Below are 22,450 nucleotides of genomic sequence, written 5' to 3' on the forward strand. Positions count from 1 at the left end.
AGAATCGTTAGAAAATTTCTTTCTACTTTTCTTTAAGCGCCTTTGCTTAATCAATGAACAACATCACTGGTGTTCTGTTCGAAATAGAAACAGGTTTTAGTTCCCTGTTTATTGGATTCAATTGTAATTTTTCCTTTTAATTTATCTTTTACGTAGCTTTTGACAATCATCAAACCTAAACTGGTCTCGTTACTTTGATGAACGTCATAGCCTTTACCATTATCTGTAACAGTAATGGTAATCATTTTATTATCTAATGTTCCACTAAGTTTAACAACGCCACTTGTTTGTGGCTCAAATGCATGATCAAAAATGTTTTGTAATAGTTCGTTGACAACAAGGGAAATGGTGACCATTTGTTCGCTAGAAACCATAATGGCTGGATCAACATCCATCATCATCTCAATGGGTTGTGCGCCTTGAAAAAGATGTCTAAAATTATACATCACTGCTTCCAATGTTTGCCGTAAAGCAACGTCATCTTTGACTTGTTTTGACAGCAATTCATGGGTGGCTGCAATCGCCATAATTCGATTGACACTTTCATGAAGGACTTTCTTTGCTTCGGGGCTTTGCGTTCGCCTTTCTTGAATACGCAATAAGGAAACCACCGATTGCAAGTTATTTTTAACACGATGATGAATTTCACGAATCGCAACAGATTTGGAAATAATTTCCGCTTCTTTTTCTTTAAATTCTGTATTGTCTTGAATAATCATAATCAGTTGTTCTTCTGATGCCAACCACACTTTCCGAACCTTAAAATAATAATTAAGGTAGGTCGTTTTGCTTTCAATTGGTTGATTACTCATTTTATATTTCATTTGATACAACACATATTCAAAAGTTGTATAATCGATGGACAAATTGTCATAACTCATTCCAATGATATTGTCCCGATAACCAAGTTTGCGATAAAGCTCTTGTGCATTGTGATTGGTAATTAATAAGTGACCCGCCGCATCAAAAATCAAAACGGCTTCTGCCAATTGATCAATAAATAATGCGTCGACTTGACTAGTTGATTTCGCTACTTTTGCTAACTGGCAGTTATTTAGCTCCTCTTTTTGTAAGTCCGCTTGAATCTCTTCATCTGCCGCAATCTCGACAATAATGACACCAATCGTTCGATGTTCATTGCGAATGGGATAGATATTTTGCTTAATCAAACGATTTTCCTGAGTCACTGCTAACAAACCAATGCTATTTAAGCTAGTTTGCATGGTACGCAGAACACCAGGTTCATTTTTTAATAAAGCTTCCATCCCGACGACATCTCCGCTATATAAAGAAGTTGTCTTCGCAGGCGGCTTATGATAAACGACTAGTGCTTGCTGTGACATTTCCTTATACACATCAATAAAAACATCTGCACTTTGATAGAGTGTCGTCGAAGAAAGATAACGTGCTGTACGTTGTAATTCTTTAATGTCTGATTCTGAAAGATTGGTATATTGGTGACATAATTGCTCTAATCGTTTCATTTATTCATCATCCATTACAATCAATTCTGCAATTTCACTCATACGTGCGCGTTTGTTCATGCTTAACGTACGCAACATTTGGTAGGCTTCTTCTTCCGATATATGATTTTCTTTTACAAGAATACCTTTGGCTTTTTCGATAATTTTACGTTCTTCTAATTTTAAACTTAATTTATCGATTTGATTTAGTAACAGCTGCGTTTGTTTGCCTCGTTCAATGCTCATTTCAATTGTAGGTATTAATGATTTTTCATCTAGAGGTTTAACTAAATAACCCAGTGCGCCTAATTTTTTAGCTTTGTCCGTATTTTGTACGTCACTGTATGCAGATAAAAAGACAATACTACTGGCTAGTTGGTCTTGAACAATTTTTTTACCTGCTTTTAGACCATCTAAAATTGGCATTTGAATGTCCATTAATACTAGGTCAGGTTGTGTTTTTTTACATACCTCAATTGCTTCAAAACCATCAGCTGCTTCACCGACTACTTCGTACCCTGCTTCTATCACAATATCACGAATATCAAGTCTCGTAATAGGTTCATCATCGACTATTACAATTCGTCCATCCATTTTCTTCACGCCCTTGTCCTTTCAACGCTATGTTCTGGTAATTTTACAAGTTACAGAAAAGTTTAAAATCTGTTGTAAACCTTCAATCACCGCTTGTAAGGCTGCTTCCACTGAGCTTACGTCACCAGAAATGACCACCGATCCAGAAAAACGATCAATAAAACCGATTTGGATATCTCCGCTTTTAGTCGCAATATCAACAGCGATAATTGCCGCTTCGCTCGGAGTGATTGTCAAAATACCTAGTGCATTGCTGGTGCCTTCTGGCAACCCTAATTTTGTATAAATTTCTTTATTAGGACTAGCAATGATGTGCGCTAACGTTACTTGTTTCCCAGGAACATATTCTTGAATCATTCGTTGTTTTTCTTCCAACCAGACTCGCTCCTTTAATTTAGCAAATAAAAAATCCTCAATAAAAAACGTAAAGGTTCCACTTTCGCTTTCTACTAAGGAGCTTCTTTGCTCTTAAATTTTGAAGCACGCCGTTGTGCTACCCACATTATATGTTATCGATTTCATCCTGTCAATCGCTTATAAGATAGAATTTAAAATTTTTGTCACTTCTGCTGCTGTTGGTTGGACAGGATTTGTTTTGGTGCAGCCATCCATCAATGCGCCTTCAGCTATTTTTGGGATCGCAGCTTGGACTTCTTCTTTTGGTAAACCATAATCACTAAAAGTGGCAGGCATGTCTAATTTTTGACGGAGTTGCTTGATTTGTCGAATAAATTGTTGAACACCAATTCGTGCATTGGTTGTCTGTGTATCATTTAGACAATTTGCTAACTGCGCATAACGTTTAGCTGTTGGTTCGTTGGTGACTTTGCCATTCGCTAAGCCACTGTTATATGCAATGACTTCAGGTAAGAGCATTGCATTCATTCGTCCATGTGGCACATGTAAACGCGCACCGGCCGCATGAGCAATACCGTGATTCAAGCCTAACGAAGTAACATTAAACGCCATCCCTGCCATACATGAAGCTAAATGCATATTTTCACGGGCTTGTTGGTTGCTACCCTGATTAAAGGCTATTTCTAAATTGTCGAATACTAAGCGAACGACTTTTTCGCACAACGCATCTGAAATCGGATTTGCTTCTGTTGAAACATACGCTTCAATAACATGCGTTAAGACGTCCATTCCTGTATCCGCTGTGATTTTTGGTGGCACACTCATCACTAAATTTGTATCTAAAATAGCAATTTCTGGTTGAATTTCATCCGTTACAAGCGGGATTTTGGTACCAGTTTCAGCAACCGTAATCACTGAAAAATTCGTAACTTCTGAACCAGTCCCACTAGTTGTAGGAACCGCAATAAACTCAGCAATCTGAGTTTGCAAAGTACGTTTGCCAAAAAATTTCATTGCTTTGGCCGCATCAATAGCGGATCCCCCACCTAAAGCTAATATCGTATCTCCTTGAAATGTCGCTAACTGCTTAATTCCCGCAGCAATCTTATCAATTGGTGGATCGGGGATGATGTCACTAAAAATTTGCCATTCACTTTTTGTTAAATGCTTTGTCACTTCATTCACAAATCCAGAGTCAACCATGAATGGATCTGTGACAATGAAAACACGTCTATCATGAAGTGTTTCCAAATTGGCTAATGCGCCTTCTCCTACCCATAGTTCGGTAGGGAAATGAATTGTTTTCATCTCAATTCCTCCTTAATAAAATACAAAAAGACACTTCAAACAAACGAAAAATCATCTGTCTGAAGCGTCTTTGCTTCCTTATGTATACGCCATTGTACACGAAACCTTATCCATAGAGTACAACGCCTTTAATTAATTGTCAATAAAAAAAGGGAATATAGCAGTACGTCATTGTACCTGAAATCTCCTTCAACATTGAAAGACCAGCCCAAAATTCCCAAAAGCACTTCCTCGTGCCATTAATTGGATTAATACAAATATCTTGGGCTGGATTTTCAACACAAGCGTTGTTAAGAAACATCCTGTTTTGCCTCGAAACAGCATGCCCAATAATGAAAAAATGAAAAGACCTGACTTAAAAGCAACCTTGCTTCTTCACAGTGGCGGGACCGTGCCAGATTCTCACTGGCTTCCATTCATATTTTCATAAAATATTCGTTTAATCTATCTGAAATTTACCATAAGTTTTTTAGAAAAGCAACTGTTTACAATCCATCTTCTTTAATTTTGTGGAAAACTTTTTCGCTTCGTTCATAAAAAACATCAGGTCGTTGTGCTTGAACATTTAAATAGCGAGCCAACGCATAAAAATAATCTGATAAACGATTGGTAAAAATTAATACCTCTTCGTTAATTTTGGCTGTCCAATTTAAACGAACAATGATGCGTTCTGCGCGCCGTGCAATCGTCCGAGCCACATGAACCATACTGGCTGCTGGGGTTCCGCCAGGTAAAATAAAACGATCAATATCTGGTGATTGTGCAGTGTAGAAATCAATCCGCTGTTCTAGCCAATGCACACTTGCCTTTTGTAATTTAAATGGTCGTTGTGCTTCAATCGGTGTTGACAAATCTGTTCCCGCATCAAAAAGTAAATGTTGTAAAGCTTCTAGTTCTTCTTTAATTTCTTGATTTTCTTGTGGAAGTTGGCTGATAATATAGCCGACCCAAGAATTCAATTCATCAATCGTTCCATAACTTTCAACTCGATCAGAATCTTTAGCGACGGTTGAGCTGCCGACTAATTTCGTCATTCCCTTATCGCCAGTTTTTGTATAAATTTTCATTCTGCTTCATCCTCCTCTAAATAATCTACTAATTCTTGCAAGCCAATTTTTTCAACAGAAGAAATTTCAAAAATTCTTGTTGCACCCGCACTTTTTAATTGTTGCCGAACAATCTCTAACTGCTGAGAATCTTGTGCTAAATCAATCTTGGTTAAAATACCAATGATTTCTTTCGGGAAAATACTACCAAATCCTGGTGAAAAAACTTGTTGTGTTTCTACAGCACTTTGAACCAAACCGATCACATCTGCTTCTGCCGCTGTGACGTTTAACGCATTATAATATTGCCGATGCAAAATAAACTCGCCTGGTGTATCAATCATTTCTGTATGAAATTCCACCGCCTGTGTTTTATCATAAATTAATTCTTTGCCTTGCAGAGCTTGACATAACGTGGTTTTGCCACAACCGATAGCTCCCATTAAAATGATTCGTTTCATCGCTACCTCCATAAAAAAGGAGCCCAAAGCAAGTACCATCACGTACTTAGTCTTGGGCTCCTTTGCCGATTTGTTAAAACACGCCATTGTGTTTCTGATTCTTTGCCTTTATCTTACCTGTTTCCAAAAAACTTGTCAAAATTATTGAATAGTTTTCCAAACTTTATGTTGTTTCTGAAAATAGGAGACAATATCTGTTTCAAAAATTGTTTGTAAAAATTCTTTGGAAGCCAACGTTTGAAAATCACCTTGCGCGGCCACTTTCCCTTGCTTCATAAACACAATTTTTTCACTTAGCGTTAACGCTAAACGGATATCATGAAACACCCCGATTAACGTTTTCCCTTCTTGCGCACTCCACTCATTTAACTGCTGAATCAATTCTTGTTGATACCGAATATCCAAATGATTATTGGGTTCATCCAATAAAATAATTTCTGGATCTTGTACAAATAATTTAGCCAAAAATACTCGTTGTTGTTGTCCTCCTGAAAGCTGATTGACAACTTTATCTTTTAAAGGCAATAAACCCGTGCGTTCTAAATAATAAAGGACTCGTTCTTTTTCTTGTTTAGAAACAATGGGTAAAAAACGTTGTGCTTGTTGTCGATACGCCCCCATCAAAACTGTTTCGTAAACCGTATAATCAAAAGCAACTGTCGTGAATTGACTCATCATCGCTACTTTCGTTGCCAATTCCTTCCGCTTTTGTCCATGAACTTCTTGACCATCAATTAAAACAGAACCACTATAAGGGACAAGTCCGGCAATCGTTTTTAAAAGTGTCGTTTTACCGCAACCATTTGGACCTAAAATACAAGTTTTACTACCTGTCGGAAAAACGAGGGAAATATCTTTTAAAATGGGGGTTTGTTGGAGCGTTACAGCTGTTTCTTTTAATTCAATCATGCAGCAACGCCCCTTTTTTTAAAGTAAATATACAAGAAGAATGGCGCTCCAATCAAGGCTGTTACGGCCCCAATGGGAATTTCTCTTGGTGATAAAATCGTGCGGGCAATTGTGTCCCCTATTACCATGATGGTCCCACCTAAGATTGCTGAACCGGGAATCAGCCAGCGATGAGTCGCCCCTAAATAGCGACGGACAATATGTGGTGCTATTAAATCAACAAAACCAATCACACCGACAAATGAAACCGCACTTCCTGCTAATAAACTAGCCAAAAGAATAATGCGTAGTTTTGCTGTTTTGACTTCTACTCCCGCTAACATCGCATGTTCTTCTCCTAAGCCAAGAACATCCAATGCGTTGGCATCAAACCAAAGAAACAGACTGCTGACAAGCAAGATTGGACAATAAATAGCAATTTTTTGCCAATTACTGCCAGAAAAACTACCCATTTGCCAAAAGACTAATTGTTTCAAATAATCTTGGAAAAGTGCTGTAATCAACGTCAAAATAGCACCGACAAACAAGGTCATAATCATTCCTACTAAAACAACTGTTTGATTGGACATTTGACTATCCATTGTTTGCGTAAATAACAAAACTAAAAAGACCGTTGCTAAGCCAAAGATAAAACCAGTTAAAGGCAATAAAAATGCCCCTAAGATCGAAGCAGTTACTCCAGTTACCATGATTAACGCAGCGCCTAAGGATGCTCCCGCTGATACGCCCAAAGTATACGAAGAAGCTAAAGGATTACCCAAGAGTGATTGCATCACCGTGCCACTTACTGCTAAGCCTGCGCCCACGAGATAGGCCATCACGACACGCGGTAACCGAACATTCCAGATGATTCCCTCTAAAATCCCGTCTTCTGAAACCGTCTTTTTCACTAAAATTTGAAGCAAATCCGTTAACGAAATCTGAACACTTCCAATTTTAATACCCAAAAAGAGCATGCTCATACTGATCAAGAGCATCAGTATGAGACACGTTTTTTTACTCATCTTTTAAATCCTTGTATTCCTCTGGATAAACAGCTTTTGCCATTTGTTTTAATGCTTTGGTAATGTGGTTATTTGGTAAAGAGCTAGACATGTTATCAATTTCGAAAACTTCTTTGTTTTGAACTGCAGGAACGTTTTCCCAGTTTTTACGAGCTAAAATTTCTTTGGCGGGATCTTTCATATAGTTAACATTGGTTAAAATGACTTCTGGTTTTGCAGCAATGGCCGCTTCTTCTGTCACTGGTAACCAGCCTTTTTCATTTGCCAAAACATTTTTTGCCCCAATTGTTTCAATCATTTCATTTAAAAATGTCCCATTACCAAAACTATAAATGTCTGGTAAGGCAGCCACTTCAAACAAAACAGTTTTTGGTTTTTTAATAGTTTTCCCAATTTTGGCTACTTCGTCGATTTCTTGATCCATTGTTTTGATTAACTTTTGTCCTTTTTCATGTTCGGATAAGCTATCCGCGATGAATTGGACGTCTTCTTTGATTGCTTTGATACTTGTACTAGTGGGGATATTAACGACTGTAATTCCAGCATCTTCCACTTGTTTCCAAACACTTTCTGAACTAGCTAAATTGATGTCATTCACATAAACAATTTGCGGTTTCAAGGCAATCAATTTTTCTGCATCGACAGCCATCATATCCATTTGTGGTAATTTTTTTAAATCAGTCATCATTGTACTACTTTGAGTATCAACTGCGATTAATTGGTCGGTTTTACCTAAGTCTTCAATCACTTCTGTTGTTGATGGCACTAGGGAAATAATTTTGGTTGCTTCTTTGGGTAAAGTAATTTCTTTGCCGCTACGGTCTTTGGTTGGTAACGTTACTTCTGTTTTTTCAGAAGAGGTAGTTGCTTTCTTTTCCTGTTTACCACATCCTGCTAAGCCAAGTGTTGCTACTAAACCTAAAGTCATCATTGTTAAAGTAAATTTTTTCATTTTTTCATCCTCGCATTCGTCTATTTTATTTTGGGGAAAATTTTCTGAAATGAACCTCCTTTGTCTCAACGTCAAAACAATACAAAAAAACCACTTTTTTCTCCAATAGAAAAAAAGCAGTCACTTAACTATGCTAATGATATACTCAGCCAGTTATCTTCAAAGCCCCTTCTTTTTCCTACAAAAGAATGATTAGACTTATCAAGCCGGTATCCTGACTTAGCTTCTTCTTACTCCCAATCCTTCCAGAATAATCTGTGGTCTTATTGGTTTCATCCACCATACAGTAGGTAGGTCTGTAGAGGATTCGCACCTCTTTCCCTGACACTTCATAAGTACATATATATTGTATCTTCGTTGATAACTAATTTTCAAACCAGTGATTAGACGTCTTTGTCTAATGACACACATTTATTATAACGGTTATCAACCATTTGTCAACGCTTCCTCAAGCAAAAGAAAAACTTTTCTTGTTTTAGTTATTAGACGTTGTTCCGTTTTTCTATTCATGATAAAATAAATCCTAGTTTGAATAAGAAAGAGGTTAACTTGATGAAAATCGTCATTTTGTTACTTGTTGCCTATTTATTAGGTTCGATTCCCTCAGGTGTTTGGATTGGCAAACTTTTCTTTAAAAAAGATATACGCCAATTTGGGAGTGGGAATACAGGAACAACCAATACATTTCGTGTCTTAGGGAAACCTGCCGGAATTACGGTATTATTAATGGATATCTTGAAAGGAACGTTAGCCACTTCATTACCCTATTTGTTTGGTTTACAAGGCGTGAATCCGCTCTTCTTTGGGGTAGCAGCTGTTTTAGGGCATACCTTCCCTATTTTTGCCAATTTCAAAGGTGGTAAAGCCGTAGCCACTAGCGCTGGCATGTTATTAGCATACAGCCCCACATTTTTTATTTATTCTGCTCTTATTTTTGTGATTTGTCTGTATCTAACCAGTATGGTGAGTTTAACAAGTATGATTAGCGCTGTACTAATTACACTTTCTACTATTATTTTGCCTTTCACTGTCCCAGCTATTTTACCAACATTTAACTGGTTATTAACCGTGATTGCGATTGCTTTGACTACTTTTATCTTTGTCCGTCATCGTGAAAACATTCAGCGAATTAAAAATGGAACAGAAAGTCGCCTCTCTTTTGGCTTACGTGCAAAAAAATAAAGAAAAAGGCTGTGAACAAATAATGTTCACAGCCTTTTTCTTTATTTTACACTAATCATATACTGTGTTTTAAATAGTTCGTTAGCTGGTAACTTATTGATGCCAAATTTTTCAGCAAGTTGGCCAGTTGCGTCGACAGCATCAGCAATCCCGCACCAAGGTTCGATACAGACAAAAGGCGCTTCTTTCGGTGTCGGTGACCAAATCCCCACAAAAGGCATTTCTGGATAACTCAAAGTGACTTGATGGTCACTTTCGTCTGTGGCAATCGTAATTGCTGTTTGACCTTTTGTTTCAAAAATCATTGCATCATTTTCAAATAATTGATGCGTTAAGTCAAAGCTGGTATTCGTTTGGGCTAGCGTTTTATTCGCTAAATCAATAAACGGGCCTGCTAAGGGAATTTGTGTCCGTGATTTTTTAGGTGAAAAACTTAGATAATAATCTTCAAACGTTAGTGAAGATTCTAAAGGTACATTAAAGGCTGGATGACCACCAATCCCAAAATACATCTCTTCTTTCCCTGTATTTTCTACTTGGTAGTTTACAGTCAATTCTTGGTGTTCTAATGTATAAGTAATCACTAGTTCAAAATCAAAAGGATACTTCTTCTTGGTTTCTTTTGTTGATTTTAGTGAAAAAGAAACTTCTTCTCCACCCTTTTCAATCACATCAAATACTTGATCACGAGCAAAACCATGTTGAGTTAAATGATACGCTTGATTTTGGTACATATACGTATCTTCTTTTAGACGACCGACAATCGGAAAAAGTACGGGCGCATGGCGGGCCCAAAATTCAGGATTTCCTTGCCAAATATATTCAATGCCGGTTTCTTTTGATTGTAAACTTACTAATTCTGCTCCTTCTTCAGCAAATGTTGCGATTAGAAATTCATTTTCAATTTGTACAGTCATTGCGTTGTCCTCCTAGTTGATACGAGCAATTGCTTATTTTTCCAACTCTTTAATAAATTGTTGATTTAACACTTTTAAATAAGTCCCTTTCATACCAAGAGAACGTGATTCAATAATTCCAGCTGATTCTAATTTTCTTAAGGCATTCACAATTACGGAACGAGTAATGCCTATTTCGTCTGCAATACTTGAAGCAGTTAAACGACCTTCTTCGCCATCTAAGGCTTCAAAAATGGCATGGACGGCTTTTAATTCACTATAGGAAAGAGTGTTGATGGCCATTTGCACGGCAGTCGCACTGCGAACTTCTGCTTCAATTGTTCTGGATTGATGATACAAAATTTGCATGCCGACAACGGTCGCACTATATTCAGCTAACACTAAATCATCCTCGTTAAAGGATTTTTCAACACGCGCTAAAATAATCGTACCCAAGCGTTTGCCGGCACCGTACAAAGGCACAATAGTGGTTAAACCAAACGGATACAGCTCTCGTGATTCAAAAGGAAATGCAGTTAAATCACTATCTATTGGAATATTGGCTTCGGTTACTTTGAGCATATCCACGGCCTCGGTGTATCCTTGAGGAAATTTTTTCTCTTTAAACATATTTTTGATACGGGCATTATTAACATCTAATTTTTCAGTATACCCCAACAAATCTCCTGAACTGCTAATAATATACGCATTACTTTCTAAAATATCCCCTAAAATCATTGCCATTTTGTTGTACGGAAGTTCTGCTTGTACGTCAAACAGATTATTTTTTTGCAAAAGCTCGTTCACTTGACGTGTTTTTTCTAATAATGTAGCCATCTTTTCTCCTCCAGCCTTTTTTATAAGATGTAACGACTTAAATCTTCATTTTGAACAATGTCATTCAATTTTTCATTGACATATGCTTCGGTAATCGTAATTTCACCCATTTGCATATCTGGTGCTTCATATAATAAATCTTCTAATAAACGTTCTAAAATTGTGTGTAAACGACGCGCCCCAATATTATCTGTATCACGGTTTACATCATAAGCGATGTGTGCTAACCGTTCAATTGCTTCTTTGGTAAAGATGACTGAAACATTTTCTGTGCCAATTAATGCTACATATTGTTTAATTAAAGCATTATTTGGCTCAGTTAAGATACTTACGAAGTCATCCGCCGTTAAATCATCTAATTCAACTCGAATTGGGAAGCGGCCTTGTAATTCTGGAATCAAGTCACTTGGTTTTGACAAGTGAAAAGCACCTGAAGCGATAAATAAAATGTGATCCGTTTGTAAAGGACCATACTTCGTGTTAACTTGAGAGCCTTCAACAATCGGCAAAATGTCTCTTTGTACTCCTTCACGAGAGACTTCGCCCGAACTTTGTTGACTTTTAGAGGTGATTTTATCAATCTCATCGATAAAAATAATTCCGCTTGATTCAGCTAAACGAATCGCTTCACTATGAATATCAGCGTCATTGACAATTTTTGCTGATTCTTCTTTCACTAATAATTCTTGTGCTTCTTTCACCGTTACAGTACGTTCGATTTTTTTCTTTGGTGACAGAGCGCCTAACGTTTCATTTAAGTCGATGCCCATTTGTTCTAGGCCATTGTTCATAGCTGGCATCGTTTTCTTCGGTTCTTCAATTTCAATTGTTACTTCACGATTATCTAATAGACCTTTTTCCAGCTGTTCCAAAATTGTTCGGCGATTCGTTCGAATATCTTCCGTTACTTCTTCTTGTGCTTCTTGCTGTTGCTGAGCCATGTTAAACATATTCATCATTTGTTCAAATTGATTACCGCCAGCCTGTTTTTGTTCTTTTTTAATTCCAGGCACTAATACTTTGACTAAACGTTGATTGGCCTTTTTCAACGCTTGCGCGTACACGCGACTGTATTGTTGTTTTTCAACAATTTGGATCGCATTTTCTACTAAATCCCGAACCATTGATTCGACATCCCGACCGACATACCCTACTTCTGTAAATTTGGTTGCTTCAACTTTTACAAAAGGCGCATTGACAATTTTTGCGAGACGACGAGCAATCTCAGTTTTACCAACACCTGTTGGTCCAATCATTAGTAAGTTTTTAGGCGTAATATCTTGTTGCATATTTTCTTCTAATTGCAAGCGACGATAGCGGTTACGTAAAGCTACCGCCACTGATTTTTTGGCAGCTTGCTGTCCAACAATATATTGATCTAGTTCTTTGACTATTTCTTTTGGTGTTTTGTTTAATTCATTCATGGATTTTCCCTCGCTTATAATTCTTCTACAATGATATTATGATTCGTAAATACACAGATATCTGCAGCAATATTTAAGGCATTTTTAGCAATCTCTTTCGCTGGCATTTCTTTATCACCAAAGTTTTTCATGGCTCTTGCAGCGGACAAAGCAAAATTACCGCCAGAACCAATTGCTAAAATACCATCGTCTGGTGTAATGACTTCCCCAGTTCCTGAAACTAAGAGCATTTCTTCCTTATTCATCACAATCAGCATAGCTTCTAATTTTTGCATAGACTGTTGTGTACGCCACTCTTGGGCTAACTCAACCGCAGCTCTCGTTAAGTTTCCGTTGTATTCATTTAATTTCCCTTCAAACTTTTCTTCTAATGTAAAGGCATCTGCCACACTTCCTGCAAAACCGACAACGACTTCATCATTGTAAATACGGCGCACTTTTTTGGCTGTACCTTTCATAACGACAGATTCGCCCATTGTTACTTGGCCGTCACCAGCCATTGCAAATTTTCCATCTTTTTCGACTGCACAAATTGTTGTAGAGTGAAATTGTGATTCAACCATTGTTGTTCCTCCTAGACGTTTCCCTCCATTATGCACGAGGATGAAACGTTCGATAATTTTTTTGTAAACTTTCTTTTGTCACATGCGCATATATCTGAGTTGTTGATAAATTAGCATGTCCTAATAATTCTTGAACTGTCCGCATATCGGCGCCATTATTTAATAAATGTGTCGCAAATGTATGGCGTAACATGTGGGGATGAATTTCCGCATTTAATGAACTTTTTTTAATTAGTTGGTTTAAGACATATTCAATCCCTGTTGGCGTGATTTGTTCACCATGATGATTAACAAAGACATACGGATGTTTTTTTTGATATTTTGTCATTAATAGCGCGCGGCCATTCTCTAAGTAATCCTTTAAGGCGTCTTGTGCAAATGAACCAAAAGGCACATAACGGTCTTTATTTCCTTTTCCGTGAACCAATAAAACAGAAGCTTGAAAGTCAACTGCGTCCACCGTTAAGTTCGCACATTCACTGACCCGAATACCAGTCCCATACAGAACTTCTAGTAATGCTTGATTTCTCAAATCAAGCGGTTGCTCCCCTTGTGCGCTCTCAAATAATGCATCCATTTCTTTTTCATAAAAAAAACGGGGCAACCGTAACTGTTTCTTTTTCATATGAACATAGGAAAAAGGATTTTCTTGGATTGCTTCATTTTTTAATAAGAATTGATAAAAAGAACGCAAACTGGCAATTTTTCGACTAATCGAATTACGGCTATATTCCTGATCGTACAATTCGCTCAAATAAGCCCGAACATCCAAATGTTCCACAGTCAAATAATTGTCATTACCTGAAGTCTTTAAAAACGAAAAAAAATGTTGTATATCTTCTTGATATGCTTTTTTTGTTTTTTCTGAATAGCCTCTTTCGACAATAAGATAACGAGCAAATAACTCAGGCCAATTCTTTTCTTCCATGTGATAGCCCTCCTCATTCGATTACAAAGTAACTTTAGCATAACCTTTTTCAAAAGACAATTAAGTTGTCAGAATTTAATCAATATTTCTAAATATGTTCACAATTTTAACTATTCTTTAGCTTTTGTTATTTTTTTCTAAAAATTAAAAGACTGAGTATCATCGCATTTCTTAGCAATGATGCTCGGTCTTTTCTCATATTTTTTCTAATTTAGTCTAAAGATTGGATAACTTGAGCTTGGACATCTAAGGCCCGATTAGCAATTGCTTCATAGCGTTCTTTTTTGTCACGAATTCGTTCAGGTAACTCTGGGAAAAGCCCAAAGTTTGCATTCATTGGTTGGAAATGTTTGCCTTCTGCATGTGTAATATAATAAGCCATACTTCCTAAAGTCGTTTCGCGAGGGAATTCAATCGGCTCTTCCCCTTTGGCAAGACGAGCTGCGTTAATACCTGCGAGTAAACCACTTGCCGCGCTTTCAACATATCCTTCAACACCAGTCATTTGTCCAGCAAAAAACAGATCGTCACGTTTTTTTGATTGGTAGGTTGGTTTTAGCAACTCTGGAGAATTCATAAAACTATTACGGTGCATGACGCCATAGCGAACAAATTCAGCATTTTCTAATCCCGGAATCATACGGAATACTCGTTTTTGTTCACCCCATTTTAAATGCGTTTGGAAACCAACAATATTGTATAAAGAAGCTGCAGCATTGTCTTGACGTAATTGAATTACAGCATAAGGGCGTTTACCTGTTTTAGGGTCTTCTAGTCCGACAGGTTTCATCGGACCAAACAACATGGTTTTAATGCCACGTTGCGCCATTACTTCGATGGGCATACAGCCTTCGAAAAACTTCTCTTTTTCAAACGTGCGTAAAGGAACCACTTCTGCATTGACTAGTGCTTCATGAAAAGCATTGAATTCTTCTTCAGTCATCGGACAGTTTAAGTAAGCCGCTTCGCCCTTGTTATAACGAGATTTTAAATAAACTTTATCCATGTCAATTGTTGATTTATCAATAATTGGTGCTGCTGCATCGTAAAAATAAAAGCCTTCAGAACCATTAAATTCTTGAATTTTTTGAGATAAGCTTTCAGAGGTTAAGGGACCCGTTGCAATAATTACAATCCCTTCCGGAATATCGGTGATCTCTTCATTTTTGATTGTAATTAATGGATGACTTTTAATTTTTTCAGTGATTGTTTCAGAAAAAGAATCACGGTCAACTGCTAAGGCGCCGCCAGCTGGTACAGCGGTTTGATCTGCACTACCAATAATGATTGAATTTAAACGGCGCATTTCTTCTTTCAAAACACCTACCGCATTGGTTAAACTATTTCCACGTAATGAATTAGAACAAACTAACTCTGCAAAATTTTCTGTTTGATGCGCTGGTGTCTTTTTGACAGGGCGCATTTCATATAAATCAACTGGTACGCCAGCATTGGCCACTTGCCATGCCGCTTCACTTCCAGCTAAACCGGCACCAATAATTGTGACTTTTTTTGTCATGTATAAAAATTCCTTTCTATGTCAAGAAGTTAAGAGCTGTCTCTTACAAACTCAATTCATTTTACTAAAAGAGAAGACCGAAGTAAATTCTTCGGTCTCAATTTTTCTTATTTTTGGACGTTTTCTTCATAATCACCATTGATACAAACGACTTGTTTGCCGCCTTTAACTTTTTTCTCTACTAAATATTGCCCACATTTTGGACATGGTCGGCCTACTGGTTTGTCCCAAGAAGTGAAGTCACACTCTGGGTACCGACTACAGCCATAGAAAATCCGATTTTTCTTTGATTTGCGTTCGATAACTTGCCCTTCGTGACACACAGGACACGTCACGCCAATTTCTTTGACAATCGCTTTTGTATTCCGACAATCTGGGAAATTACTACATGCATAAAATTTTCCGTAGCGACCCAGTTTAATCACCATTGGATGTCCACATAGTTCGCAGTCAAAGCCTGCTGGTTCATCTTTAATTTGGATTTTTTCAATTTTTTCTTCGGCATTTGTTAATTCTTTTTCGAAGGGCTTGTAGAAGCGATCGACAACTTCAACCCATTTTTCTTGGCCTTCACCGACTTTATCTAAGTCCGTTTCCATTGTCGCTGTAAAATGTGTATCGACAATTTGTGGGAAAAACTCTGAAACTAGGGAATTCACAATTTCACCTAATTCCGTTGGTTCAAACCGTTTATTGGTTAGCTTCACGTAATAACGCCGTTGAATGGTTTCTAATGTTGGCGCATATGTTGATGGTCGGCCCACACCATTTTCTTCTAAAGTCCGGATTAACGTGGCTTCACTAAAACGAGCCGGTGGTTGAGTAAAGTGTTGTTTCGGTTCGATATCGACCGATTTAACAACGTCACCTTCTACTAATTCAGGTAAAATATTTTCCTTGTCTTCTTTACCATCATCGCGTCCTTCAACATATACTTGCATAAACCCTTTAAATTTCACTTTGGAGCCATTGGCAATAAACGTTACGCCGTTCTGTTGAAGCGTGACCTTCATGGTATCTAAAATCGCTGGTGTCATTTGACTAGCAACAAAGCGCGACCAAATAAGAGTATATAATTTTAATTGATCTTTATCTAAATACTTCTTCATTTCATCAGGTGTTCTTAAAACGCTTGACGGACGAACCGCTTCATGGGCATCTTGTGCACCTTGCGTATTTTTTGCTTTGCGGCCGCCATGTGCTGAGAACTCATCTCCGTAGGTCTTTTCAATGAATTCAGCAGCTTCTGCTTTGGCGGAATCAGCAATTCTGGTTGAGTCTGTACGCATGTAGGTAATCAGCCCCACAGTGCCTTGTTTCCCTAAAGCAATTCCCTCATACAATTGTTGCGCAACCATCATGGTTTTACGGGTACGGAAATTTAATTTACGTGCCGCTTCTTGTTGTAAACTACTGGTTGTAAAAGGTAATGCAGGATTACGTTTCCGTTCTTTTTTCTCAACTTTTGTAACATCGTAATCTTTACCGTCAATTCGAGAAGTGATTTCTTTCACCGCTTCTGCATTTGGTAATTTTTTCTTTTTACCATCTACGCCCCAAAAATTTGCTTTGAATTTCTTGCGACCTTTTTGGAAATTCCCATCAATGCTCCAATATTCTTCAGGTTTAAATTCTCGAATTTCATTTTCTCGATCAATAATCATTTTTAAAGCAACAGATTGCACACGACCAGCACTCAAACCTTTTTTTACTTTACGCCATAAAATAGGACTAATCGAGTATCCAACTAAACGGTCTAAAATGCGCCGTGCTTGTTGTGCATCAACTAAATCAACGTTGATGGTTCTAGGTTCTTTAAATGCCGCTTTTACCGCTTCTTTAGTGATCTCATTGAATACCACACGGTTTTTATCTTTTAAATCAAGGCCAAGAAGATAAGCTAAATGCCAAGCAATTGCTTCACCTTCTCGGTCCGGATCGGCTGCGAGATAGACTTTTTCAGCTTTTTTTGCAGCCGCTTTTAAACTTTTGATGACATCGCCTTTTCCGCGAATCGAAATATAATGAGGTTCATAATTATTTTCAATATCAATCCCCATTTTACTTTTTGGTAAATCGCGAATGTGACCAACACTGGCAACCACCTTGTAGTTTCTTCCTAGATATTTTTCAATTGTTTTGGCTTTGGCAGGTGATTCTACAATCACGAGATACTTATAGGCCATTCAATTAGCTCCTTTCGCGTTCGCTTTCCTACTATATAATATATGTAAAAAACGCACAAATCGTAATACATCATATGCTATATAGAACAGGTTTGTCAAGACTAGGCTTTCTAACATTTCTGTCATTTCTGTTTGACTGTCCGAATTTATAAATAAAAAATGCCTATGATTTATAGATTTTATCCTAAAGCATTAAAATACCCAAAACATTCCAAATAAAATGAGTCAAGACAGCAGCTTCAAAGCGACCCGTGCGTAGATAGACCCAACTTAACGCTAAACCCATGCCCCAATAAATAATAAAACTACCTATATCTGTGGGCGTGTGCACAAGTGCAAATAAAATAGAAGAAACGAGTATGCCTATTTTTGAAGCTGGCTTGAAAAACGCTTGAATCCCGACACGAAAAATTCCCTCTTCGAAAATTGGCCCAATCACACCTGCAAAAATAAGTATAAGCCCTTTAGGAATGGCTTGAACAATTTCTTCAACACTTTGTTGGTTAGAGGTCGTCTCTAGTCCTTCCAGACGTAATAAGAAATCACCAAATATTCCCACACAAAAGATTATCACCAAACCTAACAAGGCCACTGGCAAGGTTTCTTTGATTCCTAAAAAAGTCCAAGTTATGAGCTTTTTCTTTTTCAAAAAAGCAACAAATAGATAGACGAAATAGGCACCAAGTCCAACAGCCACTAATCCACTAACAAAGCGAAACCAAAAGTTTTCTGTAGAAACTTGAACAACTGAGACCATCATCAAAGGAATTTGATCCAAAACCAAAAAGCCCAGTAGCTGCATACCAAACAACCATCTTTTTCTAACAACCGTTTCCATTTAGACACTCCTAACTAACAACCAAAAGATTAAAATCTGATTAAATAGTACCGAAGTGAACGTAGGTTGTCAATTCACAATTAGTAAAAGTCACAATTCTTCACAAATATCATCTATTGTCTGAACACATTTAGCGCCGTCCTGAATTAATTCATGGCAGCCTGTTGAAAAAGACTGGAAAATACTTCCCGGTACGGCAAATACCTCGCGCCCGTAATCCATCGCCGCTTGTGCAGTAATTAAAGAGCCACTATTCTTACGAGCTTCCATCACGCAGACCCCTAAAGATAATCCAGCAATAATGCGATTACGTGCAGGAAAATGATATTTTTTCGGCCCACTCCCATTCACATATTCTGTTAAAACAAGCTGATTCTGCTTCATAGTTTGCTGTAATTCTTTCTTTTCATACGGATAATATACATCTAATCCAGTGCCTAAAATTCCAATTGTCTGACCCCCGTTCTGGATGGCCATCTCATGGCTACGACTATCGATACCTTTGGCAAGACCACTGACGATTGTGAACCCTTCTTTGACTATTTTAGGAACCAGAGCTTCAGTCACTCTTAACCCATACGAAGTGGCATAGCGAGCGCCGACGATGCCAATTTTCCTTCTGCTTAACAATTGTAAATTTCCTCTATAAAAAAGAATTGCTGGTGGATTATAAATTTCTCGTAATAATTTAGGATAGACGGCATCTAAAATTGTCATAAATTGGTGTTGGCATTGTCGTATATATAACGCTTCACTATGAATCGTATGGTGTAACCAAGATTGTTCAAATAATTCACGATATTTCTTGATTTCAGCAATTCTAATAATTTCTGTACTGGAAAAATCAACACGCTTTTGTGCGATAGCTTCTTGTAACACTTTTAAGATCCCTAAATTGCCAATTCCTTGGCATACCGCTAATTTAAATAATAATTGTCGTTGTAAAATTTCCAACAAAAAACACCTCTTTCACATCTTCTTAAAATAAGAATACGTAAAAAAAGTGTTTTATTTTTAAATCATATCTTTTATTGGCGCAAACGTACGTCGATGAATGGGTGTTACACCGTATTTTTCTAACCCGAGAAGATGTTCTTTTGTTCCATAACCTGCATTGTTTTTAAATCCATATCCAGGATATAATTCATCATATTCTTCCATTAATCGATCTCTTGTTACTTTTGCAATAATACTGGCTGCTGCAATCGAAATGGAGCGCGCATCCCCTTTAATCAAACTTTCTTGTGGTTGGGGAACGTCTAACTGCATTGCATCAATTAATAAATAATCTGGTGCAAAAGCTAAATCGTCAATTGCCATTTTCATCGCTTGTTTAGTTGCTTGATAAATATTAATTTGATCAATGACTCCTTGATCAGCGATACCTAACCCGATAGCGACAGCCTGTTCTTGAATCTGGTTATATAACGTTTCCCGTTTTTTAGCAGATAGTTTTTTTGAATCATTTAAGCCTAATAATTGACAATCTTTCGGCAAAATAACTGCAGCTGTCACAACAGGGCCAGCTAATGGTCCGCGGCCTACTTCATCAATTCCCGCAATTAAACGATGGCCTTTTTTATAGGCCGCTTCCTCAAATTGACTCATTTCTTTAAAAAGTTGCCATTCTTTTTCTTTGGCTAACTGGCGACGTTCCCATTGTTTGATCGCTTGTTGCACTCCTGAACGTTCATCTTCTCGCCAGCTTGCTAATCGTTCATCGGTTGCATCAGTGACAGTTAGCAACGCTTCTTTGATTGCCTGAATCGACTCTTTTGCCATGTTATTCGTCTCCTAGTTCTTCCCAGCGGTCCAAAGTATACGTACCTAATTTTCCACTGCGAATTTCTAAAATAATCATTTCGCTGGCTCGATTATAATCATCTCTAAAACCACGTTTTTGGCTAATTAACATCAATTGTTCTGGGGCAGGTAAAAATAGCTCTTCCTCTGTTAAACCATATCGTTCCGTCAAACGTTGCGGATAAAAACGTGCAAAAAATTCTAATCCATAAATCGCCAAATCATCTAAATGCAATAATTGATCTTTTATAGCGCCAGTTAAAGCTAATTTTTTCCCAATTTCTTCATCTTCAAATTTTGGCCAAAGAATTCCTGGTGTATCCAGTAATTCCAATTGGGAACCAGAGCGTAACCATTGTTGTCCTTTTGTCACACCTGGCTTGTTCCCAGTTTGCGCAATTTTTTTTCCGACTAAACGATTCATTAAGGTTGACTTACCAACATTGGGGATCCCAATACACATGGCGCGAATCGCACGCGGTTTCAAGCCTTTCGCCTGTTCACGAGCCAATTTTTCTTTTAACGCTTCCTTGGCTGCTGGCACAATTTTATTGATTCCTTTATTTTGTTGGGCATTGATGACTAGGGTTTGGTACCCTTTCTTTTGAAAGTAATGTTGCCATTTTTTATTTTGGTCGTTATCTGCTAAGTCCCCTTTATTTAAAAGGACTAATCGTGGTTTTTGTTGGACAATTTGGTCCATCATTGGGTTACGGGAAGAAAGCGGTAACCGCGCATCAACTAGTTCAAATACAATATCGACATATTTGATTTTTTCAGAAACTTCTCTTCTTGCTTTGGCCATATGGCCGGGAAACCATTGAATGGTCATAATCTGTTCAAATCCCTTCTTTAACACATTGTTTCTTTGATTCAATTCTTCAACGAGTCCTGTGTTCCGCGTAGATTCTTGCGAAAAAACACCTTCTCTAGTTTAACATATTTTTCACGGATTTGATTTATTTTCTGCAGTGTTCTTAAAAAAACAAAAAAGCTGAGACAAAATCACTTTGGATTTTGTCTCAGCCTTGTACACTGGCAAAGTATAGAAATTAGTAGGTCAAGCTCTTCTCAAGACTGACTCAAAAATATTTCTGTTTTTACTTGTTATTTAGCATGAAGTAAATTTTCTTTACAATGAATTAACTCTGTTAAAAACTGACAGTACGGTGTAGCAATCCCATAGACTTTCCCTTTGCGAACAATTGCTCCATTGATATAATCAATTTCGGTTAAACGATGATTGGTTATTAAGTCCTGATACATCGATGGATGGTGCAGACCAATTGTTTCTCGATTATAACACGAGCGGATTTGTTGAAGGACTGCTTGTTTATCTAACGTAACTTGTTCCGCTTCAGCGACTGCTAAAAATTCATTAACTATTTGTTGAACAATTTGATCTGCTTGCTCTGTTTCGCCAAAGTCTGCCATATTACAATCCAACAAAGTACATAAACCATTCATTGTTCCATTCACACAGGCCTTCTTATAAATGGATGATAAAATATTCTCAGAATAACGTGCATTTAAGCCAGCGTTATTTAATACCTTAATGACTGCTTCTGCCGCTTGTTCACTTTGCGCTCCTAAATTTTGTAAATCAATCGAACCATTGCCAAATAATTTTACTTTGCCAGGTCCTTCTAACCCAGCGGTCCACATTGTGTTTCCTAATAAAATATTTTCGTATGGCACGTATTTTTTGATAATATCTTCGTGACCAATTCCATTTAACAAGCATAAAACTTTCGTATTTTTATTAAGGAAATGTTCTAATGCTTCAAGCATTCCTTCCAGTTGCATTGCTTTTGTAAATAGGATAACTAAGTCTGCTGTAAAATCGATGCTTGCTACTTCTGTCTGAGGATAAATAGGAATTTTAGCGGTCATCACTTCGCCATTAAAATCAGCAACTAACCCGTTTTTTCTTATTGCTTCAATATGTTCTGGCCAACCATCAACAAAAATAACGTCATTTCCTGCTTGATGTAACATTAGTCCAAAGCGACTGCCCATAGCGCCAGCACCTGCGATAATAATCTTCATTTCTTTTCCTCCGTTCAATTTTTTATTTTTAGGTAAAAATCTGCTAAGAAAATCTCTATCTCTTACTTTTATAGCAATAAAAAGGCAAAACATATGTTATATTATAAGTGATCTATTTGTTATTTTTTATC

General features: G+C 37.4%; 22 protein-coding genes and 2 riboswitches. Of the genes, 1 reads left to right on the plus strand and 21 read right to left on the minus strand.

The window, feature by feature from the left end; genetic code table 11:
• Positions 1–50 precede the first annotated feature (50 nt).
• From IGL90_RS06750 to IGL90_RS06790, 9 genes are all read right to left on the minus strand, one after another.
• On the minus strand, positions 51–1,484 hold the full coding sequence (locus tag IGL90_RS06750; protein ID WP_002357504.1) for a sensor histidine kinase: 1,434 nt from the start codon (positions 1,482–1,484) through the stop codon (positions 51–53).
• Positions 1,485–2,057: an ANTAR domain-containing response regulator gene (locus IGL90_RS06755; protein ID WP_002357503.1), complete on the minus strand. Its 573-nt coding sequence runs from the start codon at positions 2,055–2,057 to the stop codon at positions 1,485–1,487. It abuts the gene before it with no gap.
• A gap of 27 nt (positions 2,058–2,084) precedes the next feature.
• Positions 2,085–2,432 (minus strand): ethanolamine utilization microcompartment protein EutS, encoded by a 348-nt coding sequence (gene eutS, locus IGL90_RS06760; protein WP_002345864.1) that lies wholly within the window; start codon positions 2,430–2,432, stop codon positions 2,085–2,087.
• A 159-nt stretch (positions 2,433–2,591) separates the two neighbouring features.
• Entirely contained in the window at positions 2,592–3,722 is a 1,131-nt protein-coding gene (locus IGL90_RS06765) for a 1-propanol dehydrogenase PduQ (protein ID WP_048736826.1), read from the minus strand.
• Positions 3,723–4,014: 292 nt separating this feature from the next.
• A riboswitch (adenosylcobalamin (AdoCbl) riboswitch) is annotated at positions 4,015–4,163 on the minus strand.
• Positions 4,164–4,207: 44 nt separating this feature from the next.
• A complete protein-coding gene (locus tag IGL90_RS06770; protein ID WP_002365686.1) occupies positions 4,208–4,789 on the minus strand; it encodes a cob(I)yrinic acid a,c-diamide adenosyltransferase in 582 nt (193 codons plus the stop codon).
• The gene (locus IGL90_RS06775; protein ID WP_002363995.1) at positions 4,786–5,229 is read right to left on the minus strand and encodes a EutP/PduV family microcompartment system protein; all 444 of its coding nucleotides are present in this window, start codon (positions 5,227–5,229) and stop codon (positions 4,786–4,788) included. The genes IGL90_RS06770 and IGL90_RS06775 overlap by 4 nt, the downstream gene beginning before the upstream one ends.
• 141 nt (positions 5,230–5,370) lie before the next feature.
• Positions 5,371–6,138: an ABC transporter ATP-binding protein gene (locus IGL90_RS06780; RefSeq protein ID WP_048736830.1), complete on the minus strand. Its 768-nt coding sequence runs from the start codon at positions 6,136–6,138 to the stop codon at positions 5,371–5,373.
• A complete protein-coding gene (locus IGL90_RS06785) occupies positions 6,135–7,142 on the minus strand; it encodes a FecCD family ABC transporter permease (RefSeq protein ID WP_002361862.1) in 1,008 nt (335 codons plus the stop codon). The genes IGL90_RS06780 and IGL90_RS06785 overlap by 4 nt, the downstream gene beginning before the upstream one ends.
• Positions 7,135–8,163, minus strand: a complete 1,029-nt coding sequence (locus tag IGL90_RS06790; RefSeq protein ID WP_002384486.1) for an ABC transporter substrate-binding protein — start codon at positions 8,161–8,163, stop codon at positions 7,135–7,137. The genes IGL90_RS06785 and IGL90_RS06790 overlap by 8 nt, the downstream gene beginning before the upstream one ends.
• A gap of 118 nt (positions 8,164–8,281) precedes the next feature.
• Positions 8,282–8,441, minus strand: a riboswitch (cobalamin riboswitch).
• A gap of 205 nt (positions 8,442–8,646) precedes the next feature.
• Between IGL90_RS06790 and plsY the strand changes: the two genes are divergently transcribed.
• A complete protein-coding gene (gene plsY / locus IGL90_RS06795) occupies positions 8,647–9,276 on the plus strand; it encodes a glycerol-3-phosphate 1-O-acyltransferase PlsY (RefSeq protein ID WP_002360243.1) in 630 nt (209 codons plus the stop codon).
• Between the two features lie 41 nt (positions 9,277–9,317).
• On the opposite strand, the gene IGL90_RS06800 is transcribed toward plsY, so the two are convergent.
• The 12 genes from IGL90_RS06800 to IGL90_RS06855 all read right to left on the minus strand — a co-directional run bounded on the left by IGL90_RS06800 (position 9,318) and on the right by IGL90_RS06855 (position 22,319).
• Positions 9,318–10,193 (minus strand): aldose 1-epimerase family protein, encoded by an 876-nt coding sequence (locus tag IGL90_RS06800; protein ID WP_002363997.1) that lies wholly within the window; start codon positions 10,191–10,193, stop codon positions 9,318–9,320.
• Positions 10,194–10,226: 33 nt separating this feature from the next.
• Complete coding sequence (gene codY / locus IGL90_RS06805) at positions 10,227–11,009, minus strand: GTP-sensing pleiotropic transcriptional regulator CodY (RefSeq protein ID WP_002357492.1); 783 nt, start codon at positions 11,007–11,009, stop codon at positions 10,227–10,229.
• 20 nt (positions 11,010–11,029) lie between these two features.
• Positions 11,030–12,433 carry an ATP-dependent protease ATPase subunit HslU gene (gene hslU / locus IGL90_RS06810; RefSeq protein WP_002396306.1) on the minus strand — a complete coding sequence of 468 codons (1,404 nt, stop codon included), beginning with the start codon at positions 12,431–12,433 and terminating at the stop codon, positions 11,030–11,032.
• A 14-nt stretch (positions 12,434–12,447) separates the two neighbouring features.
• Positions 12,448–12,996 (minus strand): HslVU peptidase proteolytic subunit, encoded by a 549-nt coding sequence (hslV, locus tag IGL90_RS06815; protein ID WP_002357489.1) that lies wholly within the window; start codon positions 12,994–12,996, stop codon positions 12,448–12,450.
• Positions 12,997–13,024: 28 nt separating this feature from the next.
• Positions 13,025–13,924 (minus strand): tyrosine recombinase XerC, encoded by a 900-nt coding sequence (gene xerC / locus IGL90_RS06820; RefSeq protein WP_002357488.1) that lies wholly within the window; start codon positions 13,922–13,924, stop codon positions 13,025–13,027.
• Between the two features lie 211 nt (positions 13,925–14,135).
• Entirely contained in the window at positions 14,136–15,443 is a 1,308-nt protein-coding gene (gene trmFO, locus IGL90_RS06825; protein WP_002357486.1) for an FADH(2)-oxidizing methylenetetrahydrofolate--tRNA-(uracil(54)-C(5))-methyltransferase TrmFO, read from the minus strand.
• A 107-nt stretch (positions 15,444–15,550) separates the two neighbouring features.
• Positions 15,551–17,629, minus strand: coding sequence for a type I DNA topoisomerase (gene topA, locus IGL90_RS06830; RefSeq protein WP_002357484.1), 2,079 nt, complete (start codon positions 17,627–17,629; stop codon positions 15,551–15,553).
• A 184-nt stretch (positions 17,630–17,813) separates the two neighbouring features.
• On the minus strand, positions 17,814–18,467 hold the full coding sequence (locus IGL90_RS06835) for a CPBP family intramembrane glutamic endopeptidase (protein ID WP_048736833.1): 654 nt from the start codon (positions 18,465–18,467) through the stop codon (positions 17,814–17,816).
• A gap of 90 nt (positions 18,468–18,557) precedes the next feature.
• A complete protein-coding gene (gene dprA, locus IGL90_RS06840; protein ID WP_002382350.1) occupies positions 18,558–19,421 on the minus strand; it encodes a DNA-processing protein DprA in 864 nt (287 codons plus the stop codon).
• A gap of 60 nt (positions 19,422–19,481) precedes the next feature.
• Positions 19,482–20,249: a ribonuclease HII gene (locus IGL90_RS06845; RefSeq protein ID WP_002357481.1), complete on the minus strand. Its 768-nt coding sequence runs from the start codon at positions 20,247–20,249 to the stop codon at positions 19,482–19,484.
• 1 nt (position 20,250) lies between these two features.
• Positions 20,251–21,102: a ribosome biogenesis GTPase YlqF gene (gene ylqF, locus IGL90_RS06850; protein ID WP_002357480.1), complete on the minus strand. Its 852-nt coding sequence runs from the start codon at positions 21,100–21,102 to the stop codon at positions 20,251–20,253.
• A gap of 275 nt (positions 21,103–21,377) precedes the next feature.
• Positions 21,378–22,319: a 2-dehydropantoate 2-reductase gene (locus IGL90_RS06855; protein WP_048736835.1), complete on the minus strand. Its 942-nt coding sequence runs from the start codon at positions 22,317–22,319 to the stop codon at positions 21,378–21,380.
• Between the last annotated feature and the right edge of the window lie 131 nt (positions 22,320–22,450).

It is taken from the genome of Enterococcus sp. DIV1307a, from assembly GCF_050537425.1.
GTDB lineage: Bacteria > Bacillota > Bacilli > Lactobacillales > Enterococcaceae > Enterococcus > Enterococcus faecalis.

Bases quoted from the DNA above. Each gene is read 5' to 3' on its own strand.
- IGL90_RS06770 (WP_002365686.1), bottom strand. From the start codon at position 4,789: ATGAAAATTTATACAAAAACTGGCGATAAGGGAATGACGAAATTAGTC.
- plsY (WP_002360243.1), top strand. From the start codon at position 8,647: ATGAAAATCGTCATTTTGTTACTTGTTGCCTATTTATTAGGTTCGATT.
- IGL90_RS06785 (WP_002361862.1), bottom strand. From the start codon at position 7,142: ATGAGTAAAAAAACGTGTCTCATACTGATGCTCTTGATCAGTATGAGC.
- IGL90_RS06750 (WP_002357504.1), bottom strand. From the start codon at position 1,484: ATGAAACGATTAGAGCAATTATGTCACCAATATACCAATCTTTCAGAA.
- IGL90_RS06800 (WP_002363997.1), bottom strand. From the start codon at position 10,193: ATGACTGTACAAATTGAAAATGAATTTCTAATCGCAACATTTGCTGAA.
- topA (WP_002357484.1), bottom strand. From the start codon at position 17,629: ATGGCCTATAAGTATCTCGTGATTGTAGAATCACCTGCCAAAGCCAAA.
- IGL90_RS06765 (WP_048736826.1), bottom strand. From the start codon at position 3,722: ATGAAAACAATTCATTTCCCTACCGAACTATGGGTAGGAGAAGGCGCA.
- IGL90_RS06835 (WP_048736833.1), bottom strand. From the start codon at position 18,467: ATGGAAACGGTTGTTAGAAAAAGATGGTTGTTTGGTATGCAGCTACTG.
- IGL90_RS06755 (WP_002357503.1), bottom strand. From the start codon at position 2,057: ATGGATGGACGAATTGTAATAGTCGATGATGAACCTATTACGAGACTT.
- IGL90_RS06855 (WP_048736835.1), bottom strand. From the start codon at position 22,319: ATGAAGATTATTATCGCAGGTGCTGGCGCTATGGGCAGTCGCTTTGGA.
- IGL90_RS06845 (WP_002357481.1), bottom strand. From the start codon at position 20,249: ATGGCAAAAGAGTCGATTCAGGCAATCAAAGAAGCGTTGCTAACTGTC.
- IGL90_RS06775 (WP_002363995.1), bottom strand. From the start codon at position 5,229: ATGAAACGAATCATTTTAATGGGAGCTATCGGTTGTGGCAAAACCACG.
- codY (WP_002357492.1), bottom strand. From the start codon at position 11,009: ATGGCTACATTATTAGAAAAAACACGTCAAGTGAACGAGCTTTTGCAA.
- ylqF (WP_002357480.1), bottom strand. From the start codon at position 21,102: ATGACCATTCAATGGTTTCCCGGCCATATGGCCAAAGCAAGAAGAGAA.
- hslV (WP_002357489.1), bottom strand. From the start codon at position 12,996: ATGGTTGAATCACAATTTCACTCTACAACAATTTGTGCAGTCGAAAAA.
- IGL90_RS06780 (WP_048736830.1), bottom strand. From the start codon at position 6,138: ATGATTGAATTAAAAGAAACAGCTGTAACGCTCCAACAAACCCCCATT.
- trmFO (WP_002357486.1), bottom strand. From the start codon at position 15,443: ATGACAAAAAAAGTCACAATTATTGGTGCCGGTTTAGCTGGAAGTGAA.
- xerC (WP_002357488.1), bottom strand. From the start codon at position 13,924: ATGGAAGAAAAGAATTGGCCTGAGTTATTTGCTCGTTATCTTATTGTC.
- hslU (WP_002396306.1), bottom strand. From the start codon at position 12,433: ATGAATGAATTAAACAAAACACCAAAAGAAATAGTCAAAGAACTAGAT.